Source organism: Paucibacter hankyongi, from assembly GCF_037482915.1.
GTDB lineage: Bacteria > Pseudomonadota > Gammaproteobacteria > Burkholderiales > Burkholderiaceae_C > Paucibacter_A > Paucibacter_A hankyongi.
The window spans coordinates 113,779-136,321 of record NZ_JBBHJX010000003.1 but is presented as its reverse complement, the minus strand read 5'-3'; the positions used below and the strand labels follow the sequence as shown (position 1 = coordinate 136,321).

General features: G+C 64.0%; 16 protein-coding genes. 13 read left to right on the top strand and 3 right to left on the bottom strand.

Annotated features, from left to right (window positions below; genetic code table 11):
• The first annotated feature begins 5 nt into the window (after nt 1-5).
• Nucleotides 6-2,072: a M3 family metallopeptidase gene (locus tag WG899_RS06585; RefSeq protein ID WP_339594833.1), complete on the top strand. Its 2,067-nt coding sequence runs from the start codon at nt 6-8 to the stop codon at nt 2,070-2,072.
• Nucleotide 2,073: 1 nt separating this feature from the next.
• Here WG899_RS06585 and WG899_RS06580 read toward each other — a convergent pair whose 3' ends face one another.
• Nucleotides 2,074-2,574, bottom strand: coding sequence for a response regulator (locus tag WG899_RS06580; RefSeq protein WP_339594832.1), 501 nt, complete (start codon nt 2,572-2,574; stop codon nt 2,074-2,076).
• 165 nt (nt 2,575-2,739) lie between these two features.
• On the opposite strand from WG899_RS06580, the gene WG899_RS06575 reads away from it, so the two are divergent.
• Nucleotides 2,740-3,516, top strand: coding sequence for an SDR family oxidoreductase (locus WG899_RS06575; RefSeq protein ID WP_339594831.1), 777 nt, complete (start codon nt 2,740-2,742; stop codon nt 3,514-3,516).
• Nucleotides 3,517-3,557: 41 nt separating this feature from the next.
• The gene (locus tag WG899_RS06570) at nt 3,558-3,836 is read left to right on the top strand and encodes a hypothetical protein (RefSeq protein WP_339594830.1); all 279 of its coding nucleotides are present in this window, start codon (nt 3,558-3,560) and stop codon (nt 3,834-3,836) included.
• 11 nt (nt 3,837-3,847) lie between these two features.
• Here the strand turns inward: WG899_RS06570 and rsgA are convergent, their stop codons facing one another.
• Both rsgA and WG899_RS06560 read right to left on the bottom strand, forming a co-directional pair.
• Nucleotides 3,848-4,756, bottom strand: coding sequence for a ribosome small subunit-dependent GTPase A (rsgA, locus tag WG899_RS06565; protein WP_339594829.1), 909 nt, complete (start codon nt 4,754-4,756; stop codon nt 3,848-3,850).
• A complete protein-coding gene (locus tag WG899_RS06560) occupies nt 4,753-6,093 on the bottom strand; it encodes a M48 family metallopeptidase (protein WP_339594828.1) in 1,341 nt (446 codons plus the stop codon). The genes rsgA and WG899_RS06560 overlap by 4 nt, the downstream gene beginning before the upstream one ends.
• A gap of 59 nt (nt 6,094-6,152) precedes the next feature.
• Between WG899_RS06560 and orn the strand changes: the two genes are divergently transcribed.
• The 10 genes from orn to WG899_RS06510 all read left to right on the top strand — a co-directional run bounded on the left by orn (nt 6,153) and on the right by WG899_RS06510 (nt 22,501).
• A complete protein-coding gene (gene orn, locus WG899_RS06555; protein ID WP_339594827.1) occupies nt 6,153-6,728 on the top strand; it encodes an oligoribonuclease in 576 nt (191 codons plus the stop codon).
• Between the two features lie 28 nt (nt 6,729-6,756).
• Entirely contained in the window at nt 6,757-8,718 is a 1,962-nt protein-coding gene (locus WG899_RS06550) for a chorismate-binding protein (protein ID WP_339594826.1), read from the top strand.
• Nucleotides 8,719-9,112: 394 nt separating this feature from the next.
• Complete coding sequence (locus tag WG899_RS06545) at nt 9,113-11,632, top strand: SNF2-related protein (RefSeq protein ID WP_339594825.1); 2,520 nt, start codon at nt 9,113-9,115, stop codon at nt 11,630-11,632.
• Between the two features lie 548 nt (nt 11,633-12,180).
• Nucleotides 12,181-13,944, top strand: a complete 1,764-nt coding sequence (locus WG899_RS06540) for a DEAD/DEAH box helicase (protein ID WP_339594824.1) — start codon at nt 12,181-12,183, stop codon at nt 13,942-13,944.
• A gap of 119 nt (nt 13,945-14,063) precedes the next feature.
• The gene (locus WG899_RS06535; protein WP_339594823.1) at nt 14,064-14,663 is read left to right on the top strand and encodes a DUF1294 domain-containing protein; all 600 of its coding nucleotides are present in this window, start codon (nt 14,064-14,066) and stop codon (nt 14,661-14,663) included.
• A gap of 110 nt (nt 14,664-14,773) precedes the next feature.
• Nucleotides 14,774-16,837 carry a putative bifunctional diguanylate cyclase/phosphodiesterase gene (locus tag WG899_RS06530; RefSeq protein ID WP_339594822.1) on the top strand — a complete coding sequence of 688 codons (2,064 nt, stop codon included), beginning with the start codon at nt 14,774-14,776 and terminating at the stop codon, nt 16,835-16,837.
• A 57-nt stretch (nt 16,838-16,894) separates the two neighbouring features.
• On the top strand, nt 16,895-18,232 hold the full coding sequence (locus tag WG899_RS06525; RefSeq protein ID WP_339594821.1) for a hypothetical protein: 1,338 nt from the start codon (nt 16,895-16,897) through the stop codon (nt 18,230-18,232).
• Nucleotides 18,229-18,972, top strand: coding sequence for a hypothetical protein (locus WG899_RS06520; protein WP_339594820.1), 744 nt, complete (start codon nt 18,229-18,231; stop codon nt 18,970-18,972). Before WG899_RS06525 ends, WG899_RS06520 begins: the two co-directional genes overlap by 4 nt.
• The gene (locus tag WG899_RS06515; protein ID WP_339594819.1) at nt 18,972-21,791 is read left to right on the top strand and encodes an ATP-binding protein; all 2,820 of its coding nucleotides are present in this window, start codon (nt 18,972-18,974) and stop codon (nt 21,789-21,791) included. The genes WG899_RS06520 and WG899_RS06515 overlap by 1 nt, the downstream gene beginning before the upstream one ends.
• A 17-nt stretch (nt 21,792-21,808) precedes the next feature.
• Nucleotides 21,809-22,501 (top strand): helix-turn-helix transcriptional regulator, encoded by a 693-nt coding sequence (locus WG899_RS06510; protein ID WP_339594818.1) that lies wholly within the window; start codon nt 21,809-21,811, stop codon nt 22,499-22,501.
• The last annotated feature ends 42 nt before the right edge of the window (nt 22,502-22,543 follow it).

Genomic DNA, 22,543 nt, shown 5'->3' with positions numbered 1-22,543 from the left:
AATAGATGAACAGCCCCAGCAAGCAATCTCTCGACAACCCACTGTTGCAGGAATGGACCGGTGCCTACGGTCTGCCGCCTTTTGCGCAGATCGATGCCAGCCAATTTGCTCCCGCCTTTGAGGTAGCACTGGCCCAGCATGTGGCCGAGTTGGATCAAATCGCCCAGCAGAGTGCCGCGCCCGACTTTGCCAACACGATGGCTGCCTTTGATCGCAGCGGCCGTTTGCTGACCCGCATCGAGACGGTGTTTTATTCGCTGGCGGCTTCGGCCACCTCGCCCGAAATGCAGGCGGCCCAGCGCGCCATGGCGGCCCCGCTGGCCGCCCACAACAACCGCGTCTATATGCACCAAGGCCTGTTCAAGCGTGTGGATGCGCTGTACCAGCAGCGGCAGGCGCTGGGTCTGAGCGCCGAGCAACTGCGCCTGCTGGAGCGTGTGCACCTGGACTTTGTGCGCGCCGGCGCCAAGCTCGAGCCCGCTGCGCAGGCGCGTTATGCCCGGGTGATGGAGCGCCTGGCCGAGCTGAATACGCAATTTGCCCAAAACGTGTTGGGCGATGAAAGCAGCTACCGACTGGTTTTGAGCAATGACGCCGACCTGGCCGGTTTGCCGGATTTTGTGCGCGCCAGCGCCGCCCAAGCGGCCGCCGAGCGCGGTCTGGCTGGGCAGCATGTGATCACGCTGTCTCGCTCGCACATCGTGCCCTTCCTGACCTTCAGCGAGCGCCGCGACCTGCGCGAACAAGCTTGGCGTGCCTGGGTGGGCCGGGGCGAGGCCGCCGGTGATACCGACAACCGCGCGATCGCGCAAGAGATCCTGACCTTGCGCAATGAGCAGGCGCGCCTGCATGGCCACAGCTGCTTTGCCGACTATGCCTTGGCCGACACCATGGCCGGTACGCGCGAGGCGGTGGCCGGACTGCTGGACAAGGTCTGGCAGCCGGCCCTGGCCGCGGCCGAACTCGAGCGCGAAGCCTTGCAGGCCATGATGCTGTCGATGGGGCATGAGTTCACGCTCGAGGCCTGGGATTGGCGCTTTTATGCCGAGAAGGTGCGCAAGGCCCGTTATGACCTGGAGGAAGCCGAGGTCAAGCCATATTTCCAGCTGGACTCGATGGTTGAGGCCGCCTTTGACTGCGCCGGCCGCTTGTTTGGCCTGCGCTTTGAGTTCAAGCCCGAGGTGGCCGGCTATCACCCGGACGTCAAGGTCTACGAGGTCAAGGACGCCGACGGCAGCCTGCGCGGCATCTTCATGCAGGACAACTTCGCCCGTAGCAGCAAGCGCAGCGGCGCCTGGATGAATGCGCTGCGCTGGCAGGCCCGCAATGGCATGGACTGCCTGCCCATCATTCAGAACAACAATAATTTCGCCAAGGGTGCACCGGGTCAGCCGGCGCTGCTCAGCTTTGACGATGCCCGCACGCTGTTCCATGAATTCGGCCATGGTCTGCATGGGCTGCTGTCTGACGTTGAATTTGAGCGGCTGTCGGGCACCCAGGTGCTGCGCGACTTTGTCGAGCTGCCATCGCAGATTTTTGAGCATTGGATGAGCGAGCCCGAGGTGCTGAAGAAGCACGCCCGCCATTACCAAACCGGCGAGGTTATTCCCGATGCCTTGTTGGCCAAGCTGAAAGCGGCCGAGTTGTTCAACCAAGGCTATGAGACGGTGCGCTACACCGCCAGCGCTCTGGTCGACCTGGCGGCACATTCACTCAGCGATGCCCAAGGCCCCGATGTGGTCGACTTTGAAGCCAAGGCGATGGCGGCCTATGGCCTGCCGGCGGCAATCGGCATGAATCACCGAATGACTCATTTCCAGCACTTGTTCTCCGGCTCCAGCTATGCCTCGGGCTACTACGTCTATATGTGGGCCGAGGTGCTGGACTGTGACGGTTTCGACGCTTTTGTCGAGGCCGGCAACGCCTTTGATCCTCAAGTAGCGGCTCGCCTGCGTGCATGCATTTTGTCGACCGGCAATAGCTCCGAGCCGGGGGCAGCGTTCCGTGCTTTCCGTGGCCGCGATGCGGTGGTGGAGCCGATGTTGAAGAGCCGGGGGCTGTTGCCGGCCTGAGTCAGCTTTTGCCGGTGCAGGTGCCGGCGCTGAGTGATGGGCTGGGTGCGAAGAACGCATCCAGCCCCGCCAGAAAGGCTTTGAAATCGATCGGCTTGGTCCAGTAGGCCAGGAAGCCGGCCGCGATGGCGCGGCGCATGTCGTCGTCCATCGCATTGGCCGACAGGGCGATGCAGGGGATGTGGGCCGTGCTGGGGTCGGCGCGCAGTCGGCGCAGCACTTCGTAGCCGTCGAAGTCGGGCAGGTGCATATCCAGCAGAATCAGCTCGGGCTGCATGTCTCGGGCGCATTGCAGGCCGCGGCGGCCATCTTCGGCGCAAGCCAGGCTCAGCTGCGGGCGGCTTGCGACCAACTCTTCGACCACCAGCATATTGACCGCGTTGTCTTCGATGTACAGCAGTCGCCCGCTCTTGGGTTTGGCCGCCGTGGTCGCCGTAGTCGTCGTGGCCACGGGTTGGCTCAAGGCTTGGGTGGGCGGGGCGGAAAGGATGTGCGCAGACATGGTGTCAGTCTAAGCCGCGGCAGGTGGGTTTTCCTGGTGTTGAGGGTCGAGTGTGTGTTGATGGCCTTCGGTATTTGCCCGGCTTGACTTTCAGGGTTTTGCCCTCAAATGTTCCATTTCGACCGGTCTTGCCGGTGCCGAGACTGGCTACACAGGAATAAATGCATGAGCGAGAGCATCAACGAGGACCGTCAATTTGCCCTGGTGACCGGAGCGGGGTCAGGGGTCGGCCGTGCTGCCGCGCTGGCCTTGTTGAAGGCGGGCTATCGCGTCGCCCTGGTCGGCCGGCGCCAGCAGGCGCTGGAGGATACCGCTGCGGCGGCGGGTCTGGCTGGTGAGGCGGGGCGCGCCCTGGTCTTGCCCGCCGATGTGACGCAGGCGGCCGAAGTGACGGCGTTGTTTGAGCGGGTGCGGGTCGAGTTTGGTCGGCTCGATCTGCTGTTCAATAACGCTGGCATCGGCGCACCGGCGCTGCCGATCGACGAGTTGACCTTGGCCCAATGGCAGGCGGTGGTCGATGTCAATCTGACCGGCAGTTTTTTGTGTGCCCAGGCGGCCTTCAAACTGATGAAAAGCCAGAGCCCGCGTGGCGGCCGCATCATCAACAATGGTTCGGTCTCGGCCCATGCGCCGCGGCCAAACTCGGCGCCTTACACGGCCACCAAGCACGCCATCACCGGCTTGACCAAGGCTTTGTCTCTGGATGGGCGCGCTTTTGATATTGCCTGTGGGCAGTTGGACATTGGCAATGCCTTGACTGAGATGGCGATGCCGATGACGCGAGGTGTGCCGCAGGCGAACGGCACTATTGCTGCGGAGGCGACAATGGATGTTGACCATGCGGCCAGCGCCTTGCTCTATATGGCCAGCCTGCCGCTGTCGGCGAATGTGCAGTTCATGACGGTGATGGCGACCACGATGCCTTTTGTCGGGCGCGGTTGATTCGGTCGGGGCTGACCCCGCCAAGAAAGGAAGTTATTTTGTTGTCTGCTTTGCTAACTTTTGTGGCCCGCGTGCTCTTCACCGCGGCAACCGTGGTGCTGGTGCTGGGTTTGATGGCCGTGGCCGTGCTGACCATGGTCGGCTTGCTGATTTGGAGCCTGCTGCGCGGGCGCCGTCCGGTGCTGGATACCTCCGGCTTCGCGCGGGCGCGCAGTTTCCGCCCGGGTCGCGGCGCGGCGCGGGCGCCTACTCAGCCCGCGGGCGAGGTGATCGATGTGGAAGTGCGCGAGGTCAGTGGCGCGGCAATTCGCCGCGACTGAGGCGCGCGGCCCTACCAGCGCTTGCTGCTCAACTCGGCCAGGATTTCGCCGTAGATGCGGTAGCGCCCGGCGCTGATGGCACCTGATTCGACCGCATCACGCACGCCGCAGCCGGGTTCATGCTGGTGGGTGCAGTTGTAGAAACGGCAATGGTCGGCATGGGCGCGCAAATCCGGCATCAACAGCGGCAGCTGCGCCGGTTCGATTTGTTTAAGTCCAAACTCCTGAAAACCTGGTGAGTCGATCAGCGCACTTTGGCGCTCCGCATCGACCCAGTACCACTGCGTCGTCGTGGTGGTGTGGCGGCCCGAATTCAGCGCCACCGAGATGTCGCCCACCTGGGCCTTGGCATCCGGAATCAAGAGGTTGATCAGCGTGCTTTTGCCGGTGCCGCTGGGGCCCAGGACAAAGCTGCGCTTGCCGCTGAGCCAGGGCGTCAGCAAGGCGCGTGAACCTTCGGGGTCGGCCTTCAGGGCCAACTCCATCATGGACAAGCCCATGGCACGGTAGGGCGCCAGCCGTTCGCGGGCCAGCGCGGTGCCGGGCAGGTCGGTCTTGTTCAGGGCGATGGTGGTCTCGATGCCGGCCGACGCGGCCGCGATCAGGGCGCGGCACAACTGGCTTTCGCTGAATACCGGCTCCACGGCCACCAAGATCAATAACTGATCCAGATTGGCCGCGAAGCTCTTGGTCTTCCATTCGTCCTGGCGGAACAGCAGATTGCGGCGCGGCTCGACGGCCTCGATCACGCCTTCGTCACTGCTGGCGGGCGCCCAGCGCACTTGGTCGCCCACCACACAGTCGCTCTTTTTGCCACGCGGATGGCAGACGCGGCGCAGCCCCTCACTGTCCTCAACGATGTAGTGGCGACCATGGCCGCGCACCACCAGCCCCAGGTCCAAATCGCCAAAGCGGCTCATGCGGCGGCGCCTTCGCGGCCGGTTGGGCTGCCGCTTTCGGGCCGGGCCAAGATGGCGCCCAGTCGTTCGGTGGCAGGTGGGTGCGAGTAGTAAAAGCGCGCAAACACCGGGTCGGGTGTCAGCGTGCCGGCGTTGTCTTCATGCAGCTTCAGCAGGGCCGAGGCCAGGTCGGCGCCGCGCGCATGGGCGCAGGCGTAGGCATCGGCCTGGAACTCATCGCGGCGCGACATCAGGCTGCCCAGTGGCGTGAAAAAGAAGCCGAACACCGGCACCACCATCATGAAGAGCAGCAGCGCCAGGGCGTCGTTCGGTGCCGCCATATTCGGCTGCACCGCAAAGGCGAGATAAAAGCCCGCCTGGCTGGACAACCAGCCCAGAAGGGCGAAGCCGGCCAGGCTGATGGCGAACATCATCAGCATGCGCTTGAGCACATGCTTGTGTTTGAAGTGGCCGAGTTCGTGCGCCAACACGGCCTCGACCTCGGGGCCATTCAGGCGCGCCAGCAAGGTGTCGAAAAACACCACCCGTTTGGCCGGGCCAAAGCCGGTGAAATAGGCGTTGCCATGGGCCGAGCGGCGGCTGCCGTCCATCACGAACAAGCCCTTGGCCGCAAAACCGCAGCGCGCCATCAACCCCTCGACGCGGCTCTTCAAGGCCTCATCGGGCAGCGGTTCAAACTTGTTGAACAAGGGCGCAATGACGGTCGGGTAGAGCACCAGAATCAAGAGGTTGAAGCCCATCCAGGTTCCCCAAGCCCACAACCACCAGTAGCGGCCGGCGGCCCCCATCAGCCACAGAATCAAAGCGGCAATCGGCAGGCCGATCAGCATGCCGACCACGGCGCCCTTCAAGGCGTCATTCAAGTAAAGCTTCCAGGTCAGGCGGTTAAAGCCAAAGCGCTGCTCGATGCTGAAGGTGTTGTACAGCTCCCAAGGCAGGTCCAACAGCGAGCCAATCAGCACAAAAGCGATCAGCAGGCTGAGTTGATAGGCCATGGCGCCGAAGCGCTGTGCGGTGGCGTCAAACACCCAGGTGTTCAGCATGTCGAGGCCGCCCAGCAGGGTCCAACCCAGCAGCACCGCGCTGCTGAAGGCCAGATTCAGCAGGCCGAAGCGGCTGCGCGTGACCGTGTAATCGGCGGCTTTTTGGTGTGCGTCGAGCGGCACCGTGGCGGCAAATGAGCTGGGCACCGCACTGCGGTGCTGCATCACATGCCGGATTTGGCGGCTGCTGAGCCAGAACTTGAGCATCAAGCCGAGCAGCAAAGCGGCGGCAAAGGCCAGACTCAGGCTGCTGGGGTGGAGGGACGGCAATGTGGAGGGAATGCTTGCGAACATGGATGAAGTGTAGGGCTGCGACAATGCGCCCGATTCAAGATGGATAGAAAGCCCCAAGCATGAACACCGAGACCGCGCCTGCGCCTGTGCTGGCCCTCAATGAGCAAAACCTGATTTGGATCGACCTCGAAATGACCGGGCTCTACCCAGATCGAGATCGCATCATCGAGATCGCGGTGGTGGTCACCGATGCGCAATTGAATGTTCGGGTTGAAGGCCCCGTGTTTGCCATCCATCAAAGTGATGAGACGCTGGACAAAATGGATGCCTGGAACAAGGGCACGCATGGCAAGAGCGGCCTGATCGACCGGGTCAGGGCTTCGACGGTGAACGAGGATGAGGCGGTGGCAAAGACCATCGAGTTTCTGAAGCAATATGTGCCGGCCGGCAAATCGCCGATGTGCGGCAACAGCATCTGCCAAGATCGGCGCTTCCTGGCCAATTACATGCCGAAGCTGGAGTCCTTCTTCCACTATCGCAATCTCGATGTGTCGACCTTGAAGGAATTGGCCAAGCGCTGGAAGCCCGGCATTCTGGACGGCTTTAAAAAGGCTCAGGCTCACACCGCCCTGGCCGACATCACCGAGTCGATCGACGAGTTGGCGTATTACCGCGAGCATTTCCTGAGTCTGTGATGCGCTTGTTTGCAGGCGAGTGAGTCCGGTGAAACCCAGTCCTGCTGCGTCGTCCATGCTGTGGGCCGCCTTTGATTTTCCGCGCCACCCATTAGCGCGCGAGGATGGCGAGCGTGTGCGCGGGGCGTTTTACCGGCCACCGGACCAATACCTGCGTGCCCATCGGGCGGCGGATCTTGCTGCCTTGATTGATGCCGCGCATCAGGCCAGCCGTGATGGCGCCTGGGTGCTGGGTGGTTTGCGTTACGAAGCCGCTGTCGCATTGGACCCGGCCTTGCCGGGGCGGGACAGCCCAATGCCCTTGGCCGAATTCGCGCTCTACCATGGGGAGCCCGAGCCTTGGCCTTTGCTGGACGCGGCTGCGGAGCCCCCTGCGGGCCAAACGGTGGGCCAAACTGCGGGTGGGGCGTCCTTGCTGTGCGCCGATTGGCGCGATGCGCAAGACCCGGCGGACGAGCGGGAGCAGATTGAGCGCATCCGCGAATGGATACGCGCCGGCGACTGCTACCAGGTCAACCTGACCACGCAGCTGCGCTCGACGCTGGCACCGGGGCGCGATCTGGCCGAACTCTTTCTGGCTCTGCACCGGGCTCAGTCGGGCGGGTTCTCGCTGTTCCTGCGCAATGCCGGCGTGGCCAGCGTGTCGCCCGAGTTGTTCTTTGACTGGCGACCGCTGCCGGAAGCTCAAACTTCCTGGTTATTGGCCGCCCAGCCGATGAAGGGCACGACCACACGTGGGCACGATGCTGCCTCGGATGAGGCTGCCCAAGCCTATCTGCGCACCAGCGTGAAGGAGCGGGCCGAGAATCTGATGATCGTCGACCTGTTGCGCAACGACCTGAGCCGTGTGGCCGCATTGGGCAGCGTAAGGGTGCCGCGTTTGTTCGAGTTGCTGGCCCTGCCGACCGTCTGGCAAATGATCTCGACGGTGACCGCGGTCAGCCGGCCGCGGCTGAAGCTGTCCGAGTTGTTGGCGGCCTTGTTCCCCTGCGGCTCGGTTACCGGGGCGCCCAAGCAACGGGCGATGCAGATCATCGAGACGCTGGAGCCCGGGCCCCGCGGCTGGTATTGCGGCGCTCTGGGGCTGATGCAGCCGGGCGGGGTGGTGACCTTCAATGTGCCGATTCGCACGGTGGAGACTGCCGTCTCAGCGGTTGGCGACGGCGGCGCCGGGCTTGAGCTTGGCGTCCAGGAAGTGGCGTTGGATCAGTGCGTGCAGAAGGACGAATCTTTGGCGCTGCGCGTGGGTGTGGGCAGTGCCATCACCTTGGACTCGGTGGCCGAGGCCGAATTGGATGAGTGGCGGGCCAAGGCGCGCTTCTTGCTGCGCGCCCAAGCGCCGATTGCCGCGCTTGAAACACTGCGGCTGGAGCAGGGCGTGTTGCAGCGTCTGCCTGGGCATTTGGCGCGCCTGCAGCGCACCGCGCTGCATTTCGGTTTGAACCTGTCACCGAATGAGGTGCGTTCGGCCTTGGCGGCGCTGGCCCAGGCGCATCCGCAGGGCAGTTGGCGTGTGCGCCTAACGCTGCAAGCCGATGGGGCGGTGCAAAGCACGGTCACGGCCTTGCCGCAAACGCCGGCTACAGTCGGGCTGGTGTTGGCGGCGCGCCCAATCGAAACGCGCGGCGCCGGCGCCGAATTCATCCAGCACAAAACCACGCGCCGTGAGGTCTACGAGGCCTTTGCCCGAGCTAAGCCGCCCCAGGCCTTCGATGTGCTGCTCTGGAATGAAGACGGCGAGTTGACCGAATGCACGATTGGCAATATCGCCCTGCAAATTGATGGCCAGTGGCTGACGCCACGGCTGGAGGCCGGGCTCTTGCCCGGTGTCTACCGAGAAGAATTGCTGCAGCTCGGGCGCTTGCGGGAGGCGCGCTTGCTGCGCGCCGACCTGGCGCGCGCGACCGGGCTTGCTTTTATCAACAGTCTGCGCGGTTGGTGTTCTGCCAGCCTTGTGTCGGACTCCGCAGCGGCGCCCGCCGCTGAATAACCTGAAATAGATTTCCATGGCCACGAGTCAAAAGAAACCGCGCAAGGACGCGCCAGTCGCGCCTGCCATTGCCGAAGCGCCCGTCGCCGCTAAGCGCAAGCCGCCGGCAGCGAAGAAGGCCGCCGTCAAGCCCGCCGAACAGGTTGCAGCGCCCGCCGCGCCGGCCTTGCCCAAAGCGAGCAAGAAGAAGGCTGACGTGACGGTGGCACCGCAGGCACCCAAGCCAGCGACTAAAACAGTGGCAAAAACTTCAGCCAAGACTGCGACCAAGGCGCTTGCGAAAAAGGCTGAACCTAAAGCCGTTCCGCTTGCCAAAGAGCCGGTCGTAAAAAAGGCGGCCGTGCAAGAAGTGGCTGTGCCAGAAGCGCTTGCAAAGGCGCCCACGGTCAAAGCCGTGGCAAAGAAGACGCGTTCGGCTGGCGCTGCCAAGGCGGCGGAGTTGCCTCCTGCAGCGGTGAAGACCGTCGCTGAAAAGCCCGCGGCCAAGAAAGCCTCAGCGGCACCCAAACAAGCCTCGAACAAAGCCGCCGAGACGCAAGCGGCGGTGAGAGATATCTTGAACGGTGTGGTGGCACAAACCGCGGCCACGCCAGTGTCTGAGGCCGCTTCGACAAAGAAACCTGCGACAAAGAACCGCAAGCCTACGACGGCGGCCCCTGTGGTGCTTGAGTCTGTAGCGGTCAGTCAGCCAAGCGACCCTGGCGTGCCTACGCCGGGCCGCTCCAAGAAGGCTTCGGCCCCAGCCGCCGACGCAGCGCTGCAATCCTCCTCGCCGAGCGAGACCCCAAAGTCAGGCCAGCAAGGCCGCAAAAAGGCCGACAAGCCCGCGGCCTCATCGGCGACCAAGCAGGCACCTCTAGCGCCTGCCAAGGTGGTCCCTGCGCCCGCACCGGCACCTGCACCCGTGCCTAAACCCAAGCCCAAGCCGCCCGCGCGCTTCAGCGCACAGACAATCGAGACTGGCAACGCCTCGGTGTTTGGGGACTACCAGGTCCGGGAGCTGCAGGGTCCCGGCAATTGGCGCGTTAGCGTGCGTGGCAGCAATCCGGCCGAGTGCCGCTGCACTTGCGAGGACTTCTTGCTCGGTGAGCGCGGCAGCTGTGAGCATGTCGAGTTTGTGCTGGGCAGCTTGCTTGACGACGCTGCACAGCGCGCCTTGTTGGAGCAGGGCTATCAGACCGAGTACAGCGAGGTTCGACTGGGTTATGGCGCGCGCCGGCATCTGCGCTGGCGCCGCGGGCGCGCTTGCCCCGAGGCTTTGAGTCAGGCGGCGTCTGCGCTGTTGGACGGTCGCGGGCGTTTGCGTGCCGAAGCTGAGGGCGCGTTGGCAAGCCTGTTGGCGGTGGCCGAAGAATCCGGCCATGAACTGCGGGTCGAACCCGCTGTCTGGGAATTGTTGGCCTTGGGGCGTGATGCACGCCGGCGCATTCAAACGCTGGAACAGGCCTGCCCGCAGGGACTGGAAAGCCCGGCCTTGCGCAGTTTGTTGAAGCTGCCTTTGCCGCTTTATCAGCTGGAAGCGGCGATTTTTGCGGCCTGCGCCGGGCGCAGCCTGGTGGCCGACGACCTGGGTCTGGGCCTGTATGCGCCGGCCTATGCAGCAGCGGCCTTGCTCGCCCAGCACTTTGGGTTGGAGCGGGTGTTGGTGTTGTGTGCCGAGTCGGCGCAGACCCGTTGGCTGACCGAGGCGCAGACCCTGTGTCATGCCCCCGCGCAGATGGTGTGGGGTGATGCGGCCGCGCGTCAGCAGCAATGTGTGGCCCAAGCCGAAGGCGGGCAGGAGATCAAGATCGCGTCCCTGGCCTCGCTGGGGCAAGACCTGGGCCTGCTGAAGGCTTACGCACCCGAACTGATCATCGTCGATGAGGCTCAGCGTTTGGATGCGCAGACCCTGGCGCAGCTGCGCCAGCTGGACGATGGCTTCATGCTGATGCTCAGCGGCCAGTTGTTGGACGAACAAGCGCAGGCGCTGTTGCCTTTGCTGGAGTTGCTGGATCGGCACCGCACCGGACCCTTGGATCGTTTTCTGACGCGTCATGTCCGGCGCGATGCACAAGGCCAGGTGGCGGGCTTTGTTGCCCTGGAAGCGCTCGACAGCACGCTGGAGCGGGTGATGTTCAGTCGCAGCCGCGCCGAGTTGCAGCCGACCTTGCCGCTGGCCTTGGTGCAGTTACGCGCGGTGGCTTTGACCGAGCAGCAACAGACCTTGCAGGCGCCCTTGTTGGCGCAGTTGCGACAGGCCGTGGCGAAATGGGGCCGCAGCGCTTATGTGTCTGATGCCGAGCAGCTTCGCTTGCAGCAATTGCTGCAAGCGCTGCGTCGTCTGGCGATTGCCCCGCAACTGTTGGACGCAGGCGAGACTTCAGCCGAGGCGCCCAAGCTGGCCACCATGGCGGCACTGTGCCGCGAGATGTTGGGCCGGGCGGTGGACCGTTTGGTGGTGTTCTGCCAATGGGATGATGCCTTGCAGCTGTTGGCGGCGCGCTTGCAGGCACAAGGGGTGGCGGTGCTGCACTTGCAGACCGAAGCCCGCTTGGCCGACAGGCAGGCGGCAGCCGGCCGCTGGGCGCAGCAGGCCAGGCCTGCCGTGTTGCTGTGCAGTGATTTGGCGGCGCAGGGGTTGCATTTGCCACTTGAGCGGGTCGGCCTGGTCAACTTGGAATTGCCCTGGGCCGAGGCCTTGCTGGAACAGCGTTTGGGCTGTGTGGCGAACGAGCACAGCCGCGGCCTGCCTTTGATACAAGTGTTGGCGCAAACCGGCTTGGAGCAGGCCATGCTGCAAACGCTCGATGCCCATGCTGATGTGCCGGCCGCGGGCCTGGATGGCGCCGCAGGCATGCACTTGCTGCAGGGCGAAGAGTTGCAGCGTTTCATGCAGGTCTTGAGCGATCTGAGTGCGGTGCTGTCGCGCTGAGTGCGCTGAGTGCCGTGAATGGGGCAGGGCGTTGCTGAGTCACTGGTCGCGGGGCATTTGCCCTGCGGCGCGTGACTTTGCTCACGAACTGGCGGCCTATCGGATCGTACTTTGTGGGTTTTCATTCCGTGAAAACCCTAGTGTGCTATAGTTGCAGTCTTGCTTCAGCAGAAGTACCTGTTGATTGAAGCTGAAGCATTTCGTACGTCTCCTCTGACCTCGTTCAGGCCGCTGCCCAATTTCTTGCGCGCAGCGACGCAGAATCCGCCACTTCTGAGTAATTGGCTGATCACTGCGCACCCCTTGGGGTGAAGCGCTGAGCACCCTTCGGGTTCGGTCGGCGGCGATGCCGTCGCTTTGACTGTTCCCCCGGCGCCGCACCTGGCACCTCTCGGCATTGCTTTGCCGACACCCAAGACCCGGTGCACGACGCGAGCTTTCTCCCAGCGACTTTATTGGTTCGATGCGCTTTTATTTTTTGCGCGCATCGACCGCGTGTGTTCGTCTTGCTTTTCGCGAGGCGGGGCACGGCTTTGTTGAAAGAAGATATGAGTTTCGAAAATCTAGGCCTGAACGAATCCCTGTTGCGCGCTGTCAAGGACGCTGGTTACGAGAACGCCACCGAGGTGCAATCGCTGGCCATTCCTGCCGGCGTGAAGGGCAGTGACCTGATGGTGTCATCGCGCACCGGCAGCGGCAAGACCGCCGCATTCATCTTGCCCGCGCTGCAAAAGGTGCTGGAAGGCCGTGCCGCTGTGGCCGCCGCTGCAGCCGCAGCCGTTGCCGCCGGTGGCGAAGCCCCACGTCGCGAAAAGGGCAAAGTCTTTGGCCCCCGCGTGCTGGTGCTGTGCCCAACCCGTGAATTGGCCATGCAAGTGGCCAAGGCCGCTCAGACCTACGGCCGCCATGTGCCTGGCCTGAAGCTGTCGACCGTTTTGGGCGGCATGCCTTACGCCTTGCAGCTCAAGCAATTGAGCGGTCCCTTGGACATCCTGATCGCCACACCTGGCCGTTTGATGGACCACATCCAGTCCGGCCGTGCCGTGCTGGAAAACGTCGAGATGCTGGTGCTGGACGAAGCCGACCGCATGTTGGACATGGGCTTCATTGATGACATCAAGTTCATCGCTGATCGCATCCCCGCCACGCGTCAAACTGTGATGTTCAGCGCCACCTTCGCGGGCCATGTGGGTCGCCTGGCACAAGACCTGCTGCGTGATCCGCAGCGTGTGGATGTGGCTTCGCACACCGACACCCACGAGAACATCACCCAGCGTTTGCACTGGGCCGACAATAACAACCACAAGGACCAGTTGCTTGAGCATCTGCTGGCCGACAAGGAAGTTGACCAAGCCCTGGTGTTCACCAGCACCCAGCGTGACGCTGACTGGCTGAGCGAGCGCCTGCAGGAACTGGGCCACGCCGTGGCGCCGCTGCACGGCGGCATGCCGCAAGGTCGCCGCAACCGCGTGCTGATGGCCCTGCGCCGTCGTGAAGTGCGCGTGCTGGTGGCGACCGACGTCGCCGCCCGTGGCATCGACGTGCCCACCATCACCCACGTGATCAACTACGGTCTGCCGATGAAGGCCGAGGACTATGTGCACCGCATCGGCCGTACCGGCCGTGCTGGTCGCGAAGGCCTGGCGGTGACGCTGGCCACACGTGATGATGTGTCCATGATCCGTCGCATCCAGCAGTTCACCACCCAGACCATTCCTTCGGCACAGATCGAAGGCCTGGAGCCCAAGACGCAAGAACCGCGCATCTTCCCGCCAAGGCCCGCTGGCGCCGGTGGTTTTGACGACCGTGGTGGCCGTCCGAGCTGGGGCGGCAAGCCTGGCTTTGGTGGCAAGAGCTTCGGTGGCGGCAAGCCATTCAACCGCGATGGCGGCCGTCCTTTCAACCGTGACGGTGGTCAGCCTTTCAACCGTGATGGCGGCGCGCCGTCCTTCAACCGTGACGCCGGTCGCTCGGGTGGCTTTGAGCCGCGCGGTGACTTCCGCCAGGATTCGCGTCCCCAGTTCGAGCGTGGCAACGACCGTCCGCAGTTCGACCGCGGCAATGATCGTCCTCAGTTCGATCGTGGCAATGACCGCGGTGGTGAGCGCAGCTTTGCTCCGCGTGGTGATCGCCCGGCTTTCGCACCGCGCAATGACCGTCCGGCCTTCGGCGACAGCAAGCCTTCCTTCGGCGGCAAGCCCAGCTTTGGTGGCGATCGTCGCCCAGGCGGCAGTTTTGAGTCGCGTGGCCCTGGCGGCCCTAAGCGTAACGGCCCGCCTGCAGGCACCCGTCGCAGCGGTTTCGGCCGCTGATCGACACTCAATCGCCGGTCTTGCTTGACCGGCCTTGAAAGCAAAGCCCGCTACCCAGCGGGCTTTTTTCTTGCTGAGCCCTTTTGTGGCAGAGTGCGCAAGCAATTTTTCTCCGGACCATGCGACAACAAGGACAGCTGACCCAGTGGGATGACGCCAAGGGCTACGGTTTCATCACGCCCGCCGATGGTGAGGCCAAGGTGTTTGTGCACATCAAGGGTTTCGACCTGCGGGCCGAGCGGCCGCAAGTGGGCGAGGCCTTGAGTTTCGAACTCGGCCAGGACGCGCAGGGCAAGCGGCGCGCGGTCCGCGTGCGCTCCAGGCAAACCAAGCCCGTGGCCGCGCCGCGAGGCGCGTCGCCGCGGCTGCTCAGCAGCCTTGCCTTGGTACCCGGCTTCGCGTTGCTGTATTTGATCTGCCATCTGTTGTGGCCAATCGCACCGGCAGTCTGGGGTGCTTATATGGCCATGAGCATCGCGACCTTCATCGTCTATGCCGGTGACAAGCGCGCCGCTCGTTTGGGGCAATGGCGGGTGGCCGAGCGGACACTGCATGGCCTGTCCTTGGCTTGTGGCTGGCCGGGCGCCTTGTTGGCGCAGCAAATCCTGCGCCACAAATCGGGCAAGCCGGGCTTCAGGCGCCTGTTCTTTGTGACCGTGGGGCTGAATGTGCTGGGCTTTGTGGCTTTGTTCACGCCCTTGTTGAAGCCGTGGCATTGATGGAATTGAAGGCTGCCGGGCCGCTAACTTTTTGCACCCCAGCGCGGCTCTCGACCAGATAATCCGAAGAAAACTGAATCCCGATGCCAGCGCAAGCGGCAGGAGTCGAAATGAATTTGTTTGTTTCGGATCAGACGGCGTCCGCGCCACTGAACCCCTTGGTCTGGCTGATGGTGGTCGCCCTGGTGGCGGCCCTATTGCTGTGGGTGGGTGTCGAGATCCAGGCGCTTGGTGAACAGCGTCGCAAACAGCGGGTGCGCGGCAGTTGGTTGGCCTCGGCCTTGTTGATTGGCGCCGGTTTGTGGTGGCCCATACAGGCCTTGTCTCAGCGTGGCCCCAGTGGGGCGGGCGGGGCGGGCTGGGATGTCTGGGCCTTGCTTGGTCTGGGCTTGAGTCTGGCCGCCGCCGAAATGGTTCTTGAGGGCGTGCGGCCGCGCCGGGCCCGCACGCGGAACTCGCGTTTGCTGATGGGGGGCATGGCGATTGTGCTGTACACCTTGCATGGCTATTTGGCCAGTCAAGGTTCGGGGCTGGGCTGGCTGCAACGTGTGCAGGATTTGATCGCCGCGGCCATGTTGCAGATGGGCGTGCTGGCTTTGCTCTTGCTGCCGCGTGGGGGCCAGTGGCCAGCCCATGCGATGCGCTCGGTCGGTGCCTTGGTCGCGGTGGGTCTGCCATTGGGCTCACTGTATGTGCTTGATGCCGCCTTGCTGCCCGTGGTGGCGCCTTCGTTGCCCGCCAGTCTGGCGCTGATTTTGTTGGCGGCTGTTGGGGCGAGTTTTTGGTTTGCTTTGACGCATTTGTCCGAGGCTGAAACCCAGTCCGTGCCGGAGCTTGACGTCACGCGGGTGGATCCATTGACCGGGCTGTCGACCCGGCTTGGTTTGGAGCAGTTGCTCAGCCAGGCTGTGATTGAGTGCGACAGAAACGAGGGCGCCTTGGCCCTGATGATGTTCGATCTCGACGGTTTCAATCCGGTCAACAGCAGCTTCGGGCATGACTCGGGGGATGCCTTGCTGCGTCAAGCGGCCGAGCGCCTGCGCGCTTGCGTGGGACCGGAGGATGTTTGCGCGCGCATCGGTGGTGATGAGTTTGTGGTGCTCCTGCGAAGTGCGGAGGGCAAGGAAGCGCTGGCTGCTTTTGCGCAGCGTGTTTTGGCCGAGTTGGCGCGGCCCTATGTGTTGGATCAGCGAGAGCTGGCGCTTTCGGCCTCGGCCGGCATCGCACGCTATCCGCTCGATGGTGGCAAGGCTCGCATCCTGGTCTGCGCCGATGCCGCCAAAAACGCGGCCAAACGACTGGGCGGCGCCTGTTACTGCTTCTTCGCCCCCGGCATGGATGGCGATACGCGCGAGCAGCTCGACATCCTGAATGACCTGCGTCTGGCGATCGAACGCAAAGAGCTGGAGTTGTTCTACCAACCCAAGATTGACGCACGCAGTGGTCAGATCACGGCCGCCGAGGCCTTGCTGCGCTGGCATCACCCGAGTCGAGGCATGGTGTCGCCGGCGATCTTCATCCCGGTGGCCGAGCGCTTCGGCTTCATGCGCGAGTTGGGCAATTGGGTCATCGACGACGCCTGCCGGCAGGCCAGGGTCTGGCGCGAGAGTGGCCTGCGTATGCGGGTGGCGATCAATCTATCGGCCCACCAGATGCGCCAGGACGACCTCATTGAGCGGATCGAAAAGGCCCTGGAGGAGTACCGGGTCCATCCCTCGCTGCTGACTTGCGAGATCACCGAATCGGTGGTGATGGAAAACACCCAGGCGATCCAGGACACCTTCAAGCGCCTGGGCGAATTGGGTGTGCACTTGTCCATCGATGACTTTGGCACCGGCTATTCCTCGCTCAGCTATCTGCGCCAGTTGCCGGCCAAGGAGTTGAAGGTTGACCGCGCCTTCGTCACCGACATCGTCACCAGCGTGGATGCGCGCGCGGTGGTGGATGCGGTGGTCAAGCTGGCCCATGCACTGGGCTTGCGAGTGGTGGCCGAAGGGGTGGAGACGCAGGGCCAGCAGGCCATTCTGGCCGGCATGGGTTGCGATGAGCTGCAGGGCTATTTGTTTGCTCGGCCGATGTCGGCGCAAGCGATCTTGCTTTGGTCCAGCGAAGACAAGCACAACGCCCCAGCCTTCCGCGCATCCCTGTTCGGTGAAACCTCTTATACCGAATAGGCTTAATTGGGCCGGCCGGCGCCGGAGTCCATCGCTCAAGCTGGGATAATCGCCCCCATGCGGGAGAACCCAAACCCAGCGAGCGAAGACGAAGCTCGCTTTGAAGACTATTTTCGCGATGCGGTGGCGCCCAGTGAGGCCCAACTGTTGTGGCAACTGGAACGCCAGGAGGGCTTGACCGCCGCCTTGCGCGCGCTTTTTCACGGCCCGGCCAGCTTGGTCAAGCTGCGCCTGTGGGTCTTCATGGAAGTGATGGCCATGCCGGCCTCGCGCATCAGCCGCGAGGCGCTGAACCAGCATTTCCATCAGCTGCGCGATGAGCCGCTGGAGTTGGTGCTCAAGCGCTTGCGTGAGGCCGATCTGCTGGCCTGGGACGGCTCCAACCAACAGTACGGCGTCACGCCCTTGGCGCAGCAGTTGCTGGGGGTCTTGTCGCCCTTGGTGACCAGCAGCGCACAAGATGCCGATTTGACTTCGCTCTTGGCCAATGTGGCCGGCGCCCATCAGCTGGGCACGCTGGACCCGGCTCAGCTGCAGCATTTGCAAGCGCAGCTCTCGCGTCTGTACGACGAGTTTGCCGACGCGATTGCCAGCGGCTCCGAGTTCCATCTGCGCCGCGCCCGTCAGCGATTTGGCAAGGCGCTGAGCTTGGTGGAAAAGGCCAGCGAGGCCTTGTCGGCCATCATGGTGCAGGCGCAAGAGCAGGGCAATGCCAAGCTGGAGCGCTTGGCGCGTGAGCTGGGCCTTGCGCAGGCGCGGCTTTTGTCCATGGCCAGCCAGTTCAACCGGGCGCTGCAACAGGCGGATCGCCAGCGGGTCACGCTGGGCTCCACTGGCATCACCACCACCGATGTGCGGCGCTGGCTGCAGAGCGTGCATTTTTTAGAGAATTTGTCGCTGGGCGCCTTGTCGCGGCCGGTGCATCCGGTGCTGGTGGCCCAGCATGAATTGCTGGATACGGCCGAGGCCGAGTTCGAGCGTGATCGTCCCAAGCCCAAAGAAACAGAAGCCTTGCCCAGCGCCCAGCCGGCGCCCGAGGGCGAGTTGGCGGTGATGAGCCTGCCGCCTGAGATGGGTGTCATGCAAGCCTTGCTGACACGCTGGAGCGAGGCGGGCGAGATCGAGCAAGACCTGGCCCCCGCCGTGCTGGGCGGCAGTTATGCCCGCGCTTCTTACCGGGCGCAGTTGTTGCCGCTGCTGGGTGACAAAGAAGCCCAGCATTTGACCGGCGCCACCGGCGATATGGCGCGCCAACCCTGGCGTGTGCACTGGACCGCCGAGCAGGGTGAGGTGGACGACGAATACATCCGCTGGATGAGCCGCGGCGTGCTGCGGGTGGCCGGTGCAAAAGATCCAGTGCCGGATCAAGACAAGAAAGATGAGACCCAAGCATGAGCGCTGCTCTTGATGATGCCGCCGCGTTGGCGGCGCAATTGCTGGCGCGCCGCTGGCTGCCGCGCAGCCACCCCTTGGTGCGCCGCGCCCTGATCGACAACGAGGTTTGGACCGCCCTGGGCCAGCGCCTAGCTGCCGTCGGCCTGCGGGTGATCGATAACCTCTACGCCGACCACATCAGCCTGGCCATGTTGCGCCCGGCCGAGGTGGCGGTGTTTGGCGAAACCGGCTTGGCCGCCAACAACAACCTGGACCTGCCGCGCGACGGCGTGGCCCTGCTGGTGGTGTTGTGGTCGCTGATTGTCTTGCCCAAGCGGCAGCGCCAGGTGGCGCGAGCTGACGCCAAGGAGTTGGGCCAAAACGAGATGTTCGCCACCGACAAGCCGCTGCCCACGGCCGCCAGCGTCAGCCCGACGCTCAGCTACCGCAGCCTCTTGGCCGACTTTGGCAACCAGCTCGGCAAGAAGATGCGCCTGGACAGCAATTTGAAGCTGCTGGAACGTAACGGCTTCATCACACGGCGCGGCGAAGACATTGCCGAAGGCCCCTTGCTGGACCTGCTGCTGGACTACGACACGCTGGCGCCGCGCATTCTGGACGGTGCCCTGGGCGATGTGATGGCCCGCACCACCGATCCGGCTGTGGCCGCCGCCATTGGGCTGGCGCGCCAGCCCGAGTTGATTCCCGAAGAGGCTGTCGAAGAAGACGTACAGCCGCTACAAGACCAAAGCGAGCCCTGATGTTTCACCTGCAATCGCTTGAACTGCTGCACTGGGACTATTGCCAGCGCGTGACCATGCCGCTGGACGGCGCCATCATCACCATTGCCGGCCCGAATGGCTCGGGCAAGACCACGCTGCTCGATGCCATGCGCACGCTCTTGGGCCTGGAGTGCTCGGGCGGCCGCACCTACAAGACCTATGCGCGCCACGCAAATGCCGAGAGCGCCTGGTTGCGCGCCTTGGTGGACAACCGCCCGCGTGGGCGCCAAAACAGCTCTCGGCCTTTTGCCAGCTCACTGTTTTATTCCGACCAAGTCACCTTGGCCTGCCGCATCGAGCGCCATGGCGGCGACTGGCAACGTCGCTACCTGATGGTGGAGGGTGTGCAAACCATCGAGCAGATGGCTGAGCTGGCCGAGAAGGAATGGATGGGCATCGAGGCCTGGCGCCGTCGCTTGGAAGCGGCTGGCCTGACCCGCGCCATCGGCCGCGTGCTGGCGCTGGAGCAGGGCCAAACCGACCGCCTCTGCGAGCTTTCGCCGAAGGAATTGCTGCGCCTGGTGTTCGAGGTGTTTGGCGACCAGGAGGTATTGGATCGCTACGACCAGGCGCGCAGCCATCAACAGCATTTGCTCAAAGAAGTGGAGCAGGCGGCGCATGAGCTGTCGCACACCCAAGCGCAGCTCTCCGATCTGGCCAACCGTGTCACCAGCTATCAGCAGTACCAGCTGCGCCTGCGTGAGCGTGAGCGCTTGTCGACCGAGGTTTTGCCGGTCTTGCAGTGGAGCGAGGCGCGGGCGCGCACCGCACAAGGTCTGCGTGACTTGCACCGACAACGTCTCTTCGCCGGGGCCGATGCGCGCAGCCATGCGGCGAAGCGCGCCGAGCTGTTGAAGTTGTTTGAAGCCTCGCAGCAAGCCAAGAATCGCCTGCTGGAGCTAGAACAAGAGCGCAAAAACAACCGGTCAGCCTTTGATGCTGCGCGCGAAGCCGAGCGGCCGATGGAGCTTTTGGCCAAACGCGAGGAGGAGTTGCGCGGACTGGCGGCGGTGGAAACCGATGCGCAAGAATTGGCCCAACGGGTCGAAGACCTGAGCGGCCGCCAGCATCAGTTGCGCGAAAGCTTCACCCGCAGCAACGACCAGCGCAACAAGGCCCAAGCGGCCATGGATGCACTGGCCGGCCAACGCCTGCCGCCGCCGCCGGTGGAGGTAACGCGCTTCCGCCGTGCGCTCGATGAAGCCGGCATCGCTCACCATGTGCTGGCCGACTGCATCGACATCGCCGACGAAGCCTGGCGCGCCGCCGCCGAGGGCATGTTGCGGCCCTCGCGCTGGGTGGTGGTGCTGGAGCGCAGCGGCGATGAGGCCCATGCCTTTGCGCTGGCTTCGCGTGAGCGCTATCGCCATTACGTGGTGGCCGATGCCGAGCATGCGCCGGCCGTCGTGCCGCCCGACTCGCTCTTGGCCGCGCTGAAGATCAACGCCAAGCTGCCCGGCTGGCTCTTGCGACAACTCGGCGCCATCCGCCGTGTCAAGGACACCGAGGCCGGCGCTCGCACCGGCGGCGAGTGGATCACGCCCGATGCCTATTACCGCGACGGCCGTGGCGGCCGCAGCCTTTGGGTGGAGCCACGCGACTTTCAGTTCGGCGTCTCGGCACTAGATTCACGCCGCAAAGCGCTGGAGAACGAGCTGGCTCGCTATGACGCTGAGTTGACCCGTTTGGCCAAGGAGCAGGCCGAGGTCGAGCGTCAGTTCAAGGACGCGCAGCGTGCTGCTCAAGGCCACAAAGCGGCCAAGGAACTGGGCGAGCGTGCCGACGAATTTGCTGCTGCCCGCGAGCGCCTGCCGGCCCTGCGCCAGGCCCGTACCGAGGCCTCGGCCCGCATGACCTCCTTGGAAGCCGAGCATGACCGGGCCTTGACGGCCCACACCCGCAGTGAGCGCGATTACGAAGCTGCGCAGCAGAGCCTGAAAGCCAGTGAAGACAATGTCGGCCGGGTGCAGCGTGAGCATGCGGCCAAGCTGGCCGACCTGCGTGCCCAGGCCAAGGCCTCGCGTGAAGCCAAGGCCCGCTTTCCAGCGGCCTGGGTGCAGCCGTCCACGCTGCAAGCCTTGCGCGATGAGTTCGAGAACGCCAAGCAGGCCGAGATTGCCGGCCGCCATGTGCAAGCTGAACTCGAGAACGGCGTTTGGGAAACCGACCCGCAGGTGCAGGAGCGCCACCACCGCATGAATGCCTCGGTGCTGGAGCAAACCACCCAGCTGGAGGACCGCCGCGCCAGCAATGAGATGGCGCGCATCGCTGCCTTCAATGCGCGCGAACGCTATATCGACGTCTTGCGCGCCACCGTGCGGCGCTACAAAAAGAATGTGCAGGAGCTGGGCGAGTTGGCCGGCGTGATGGCGCAGGCCGAGCTGCCGCATTTGGACAATGACGATATGGTGTTGGCCCAGGCCGGTCTGCAGGTCAAATTCAACTTCGACGGCAAGGGCGAAGTGGGCCTGAACGACGGCGAAGCGTCTGGTGGCCAGCAGGTGCTGAAGAGTCTGATCCTGCTGGTGGGCCTGATGAAGGACGACGATTCGCCGGGCGGCTTTGTCTTCATCGACGAGCCTTTCGCCCACTTGGACGTGCGCAATATCCAGCTGGTCGGCCACTTCCTGCGCTCGACCCGCGCGCAGTATTTGCTGACCACGCCGATCACGCACAACGTCGAAGTCTTTGAGCCCAGCGAGATCACTTTGGTGACCAGCAAGAAGCCGCGCGGCGAGCGCTGGGCACCGCCGATTGCGGTGCTGGCGCGGCGGCCTGAGAAGTCGATCTACGGTTGAGCGACGGGCGCTAGAGCATGTCGCGCGCCGCACGTCTGCTTGAGCTGATGCAGTTGCTGCGTCGCCACCGCCAGCCGATTCAAGGCGCGGCGCTGGCGCAGCAACTCGGCATCAGCCTGCGCAGCCTGTATCGCGACATCGCCACCTTGCAGGCCCAGGGCGCGCAGATCGAGGGCGAGGCGGGCCTGGGCTATGTGCTCAAGCCCGGCTTCGTGCTGCCTCCGCTGATGTTCAGCGCCGATGAATTGGAGGCCTTGGTGCTGGGTTCGCGCTGGGTAGCTGGACGCTCCGACGATGCGGCCCTGGCCGAGGCGGCCCGCAATGCGCTGGCCAAGATCTCCGCCGTCTTGCCGCCCGACTTGCGCTTCGAGCTGGACAGCTCGGCCTTGCTGGTGGGGCCGGGTGAACCGCTGCGATCCGATGAATCGGTTCAAACCGGCTTGCGTTCGGCGCTGCGCAACGAACGCAAGGTGTCGCTCAATTACCTCGACCTCAAGGGCGCGGCCAGCGCGCGCATCGTCTGGCCTTTTGCACTTGGGTTTTTCGACTCGGCACGGGTGCTGGTGGCCTGGTGTGAACTGCGGCAAGCGACGCGTAACTTCCGGCTTGATCGCATCGAGTCGATGCAGGTTTTGGCGGAGCGCTACCCGCGCCCGCGCCAGGCCTTGTTGGCCGAGTGGCGCGCGCTGGAGGGCATTGAGCCGCAGTAGCTTTGCGGGCGATGCGGGGCCTTGCGCACTGCTGCCAGAAAT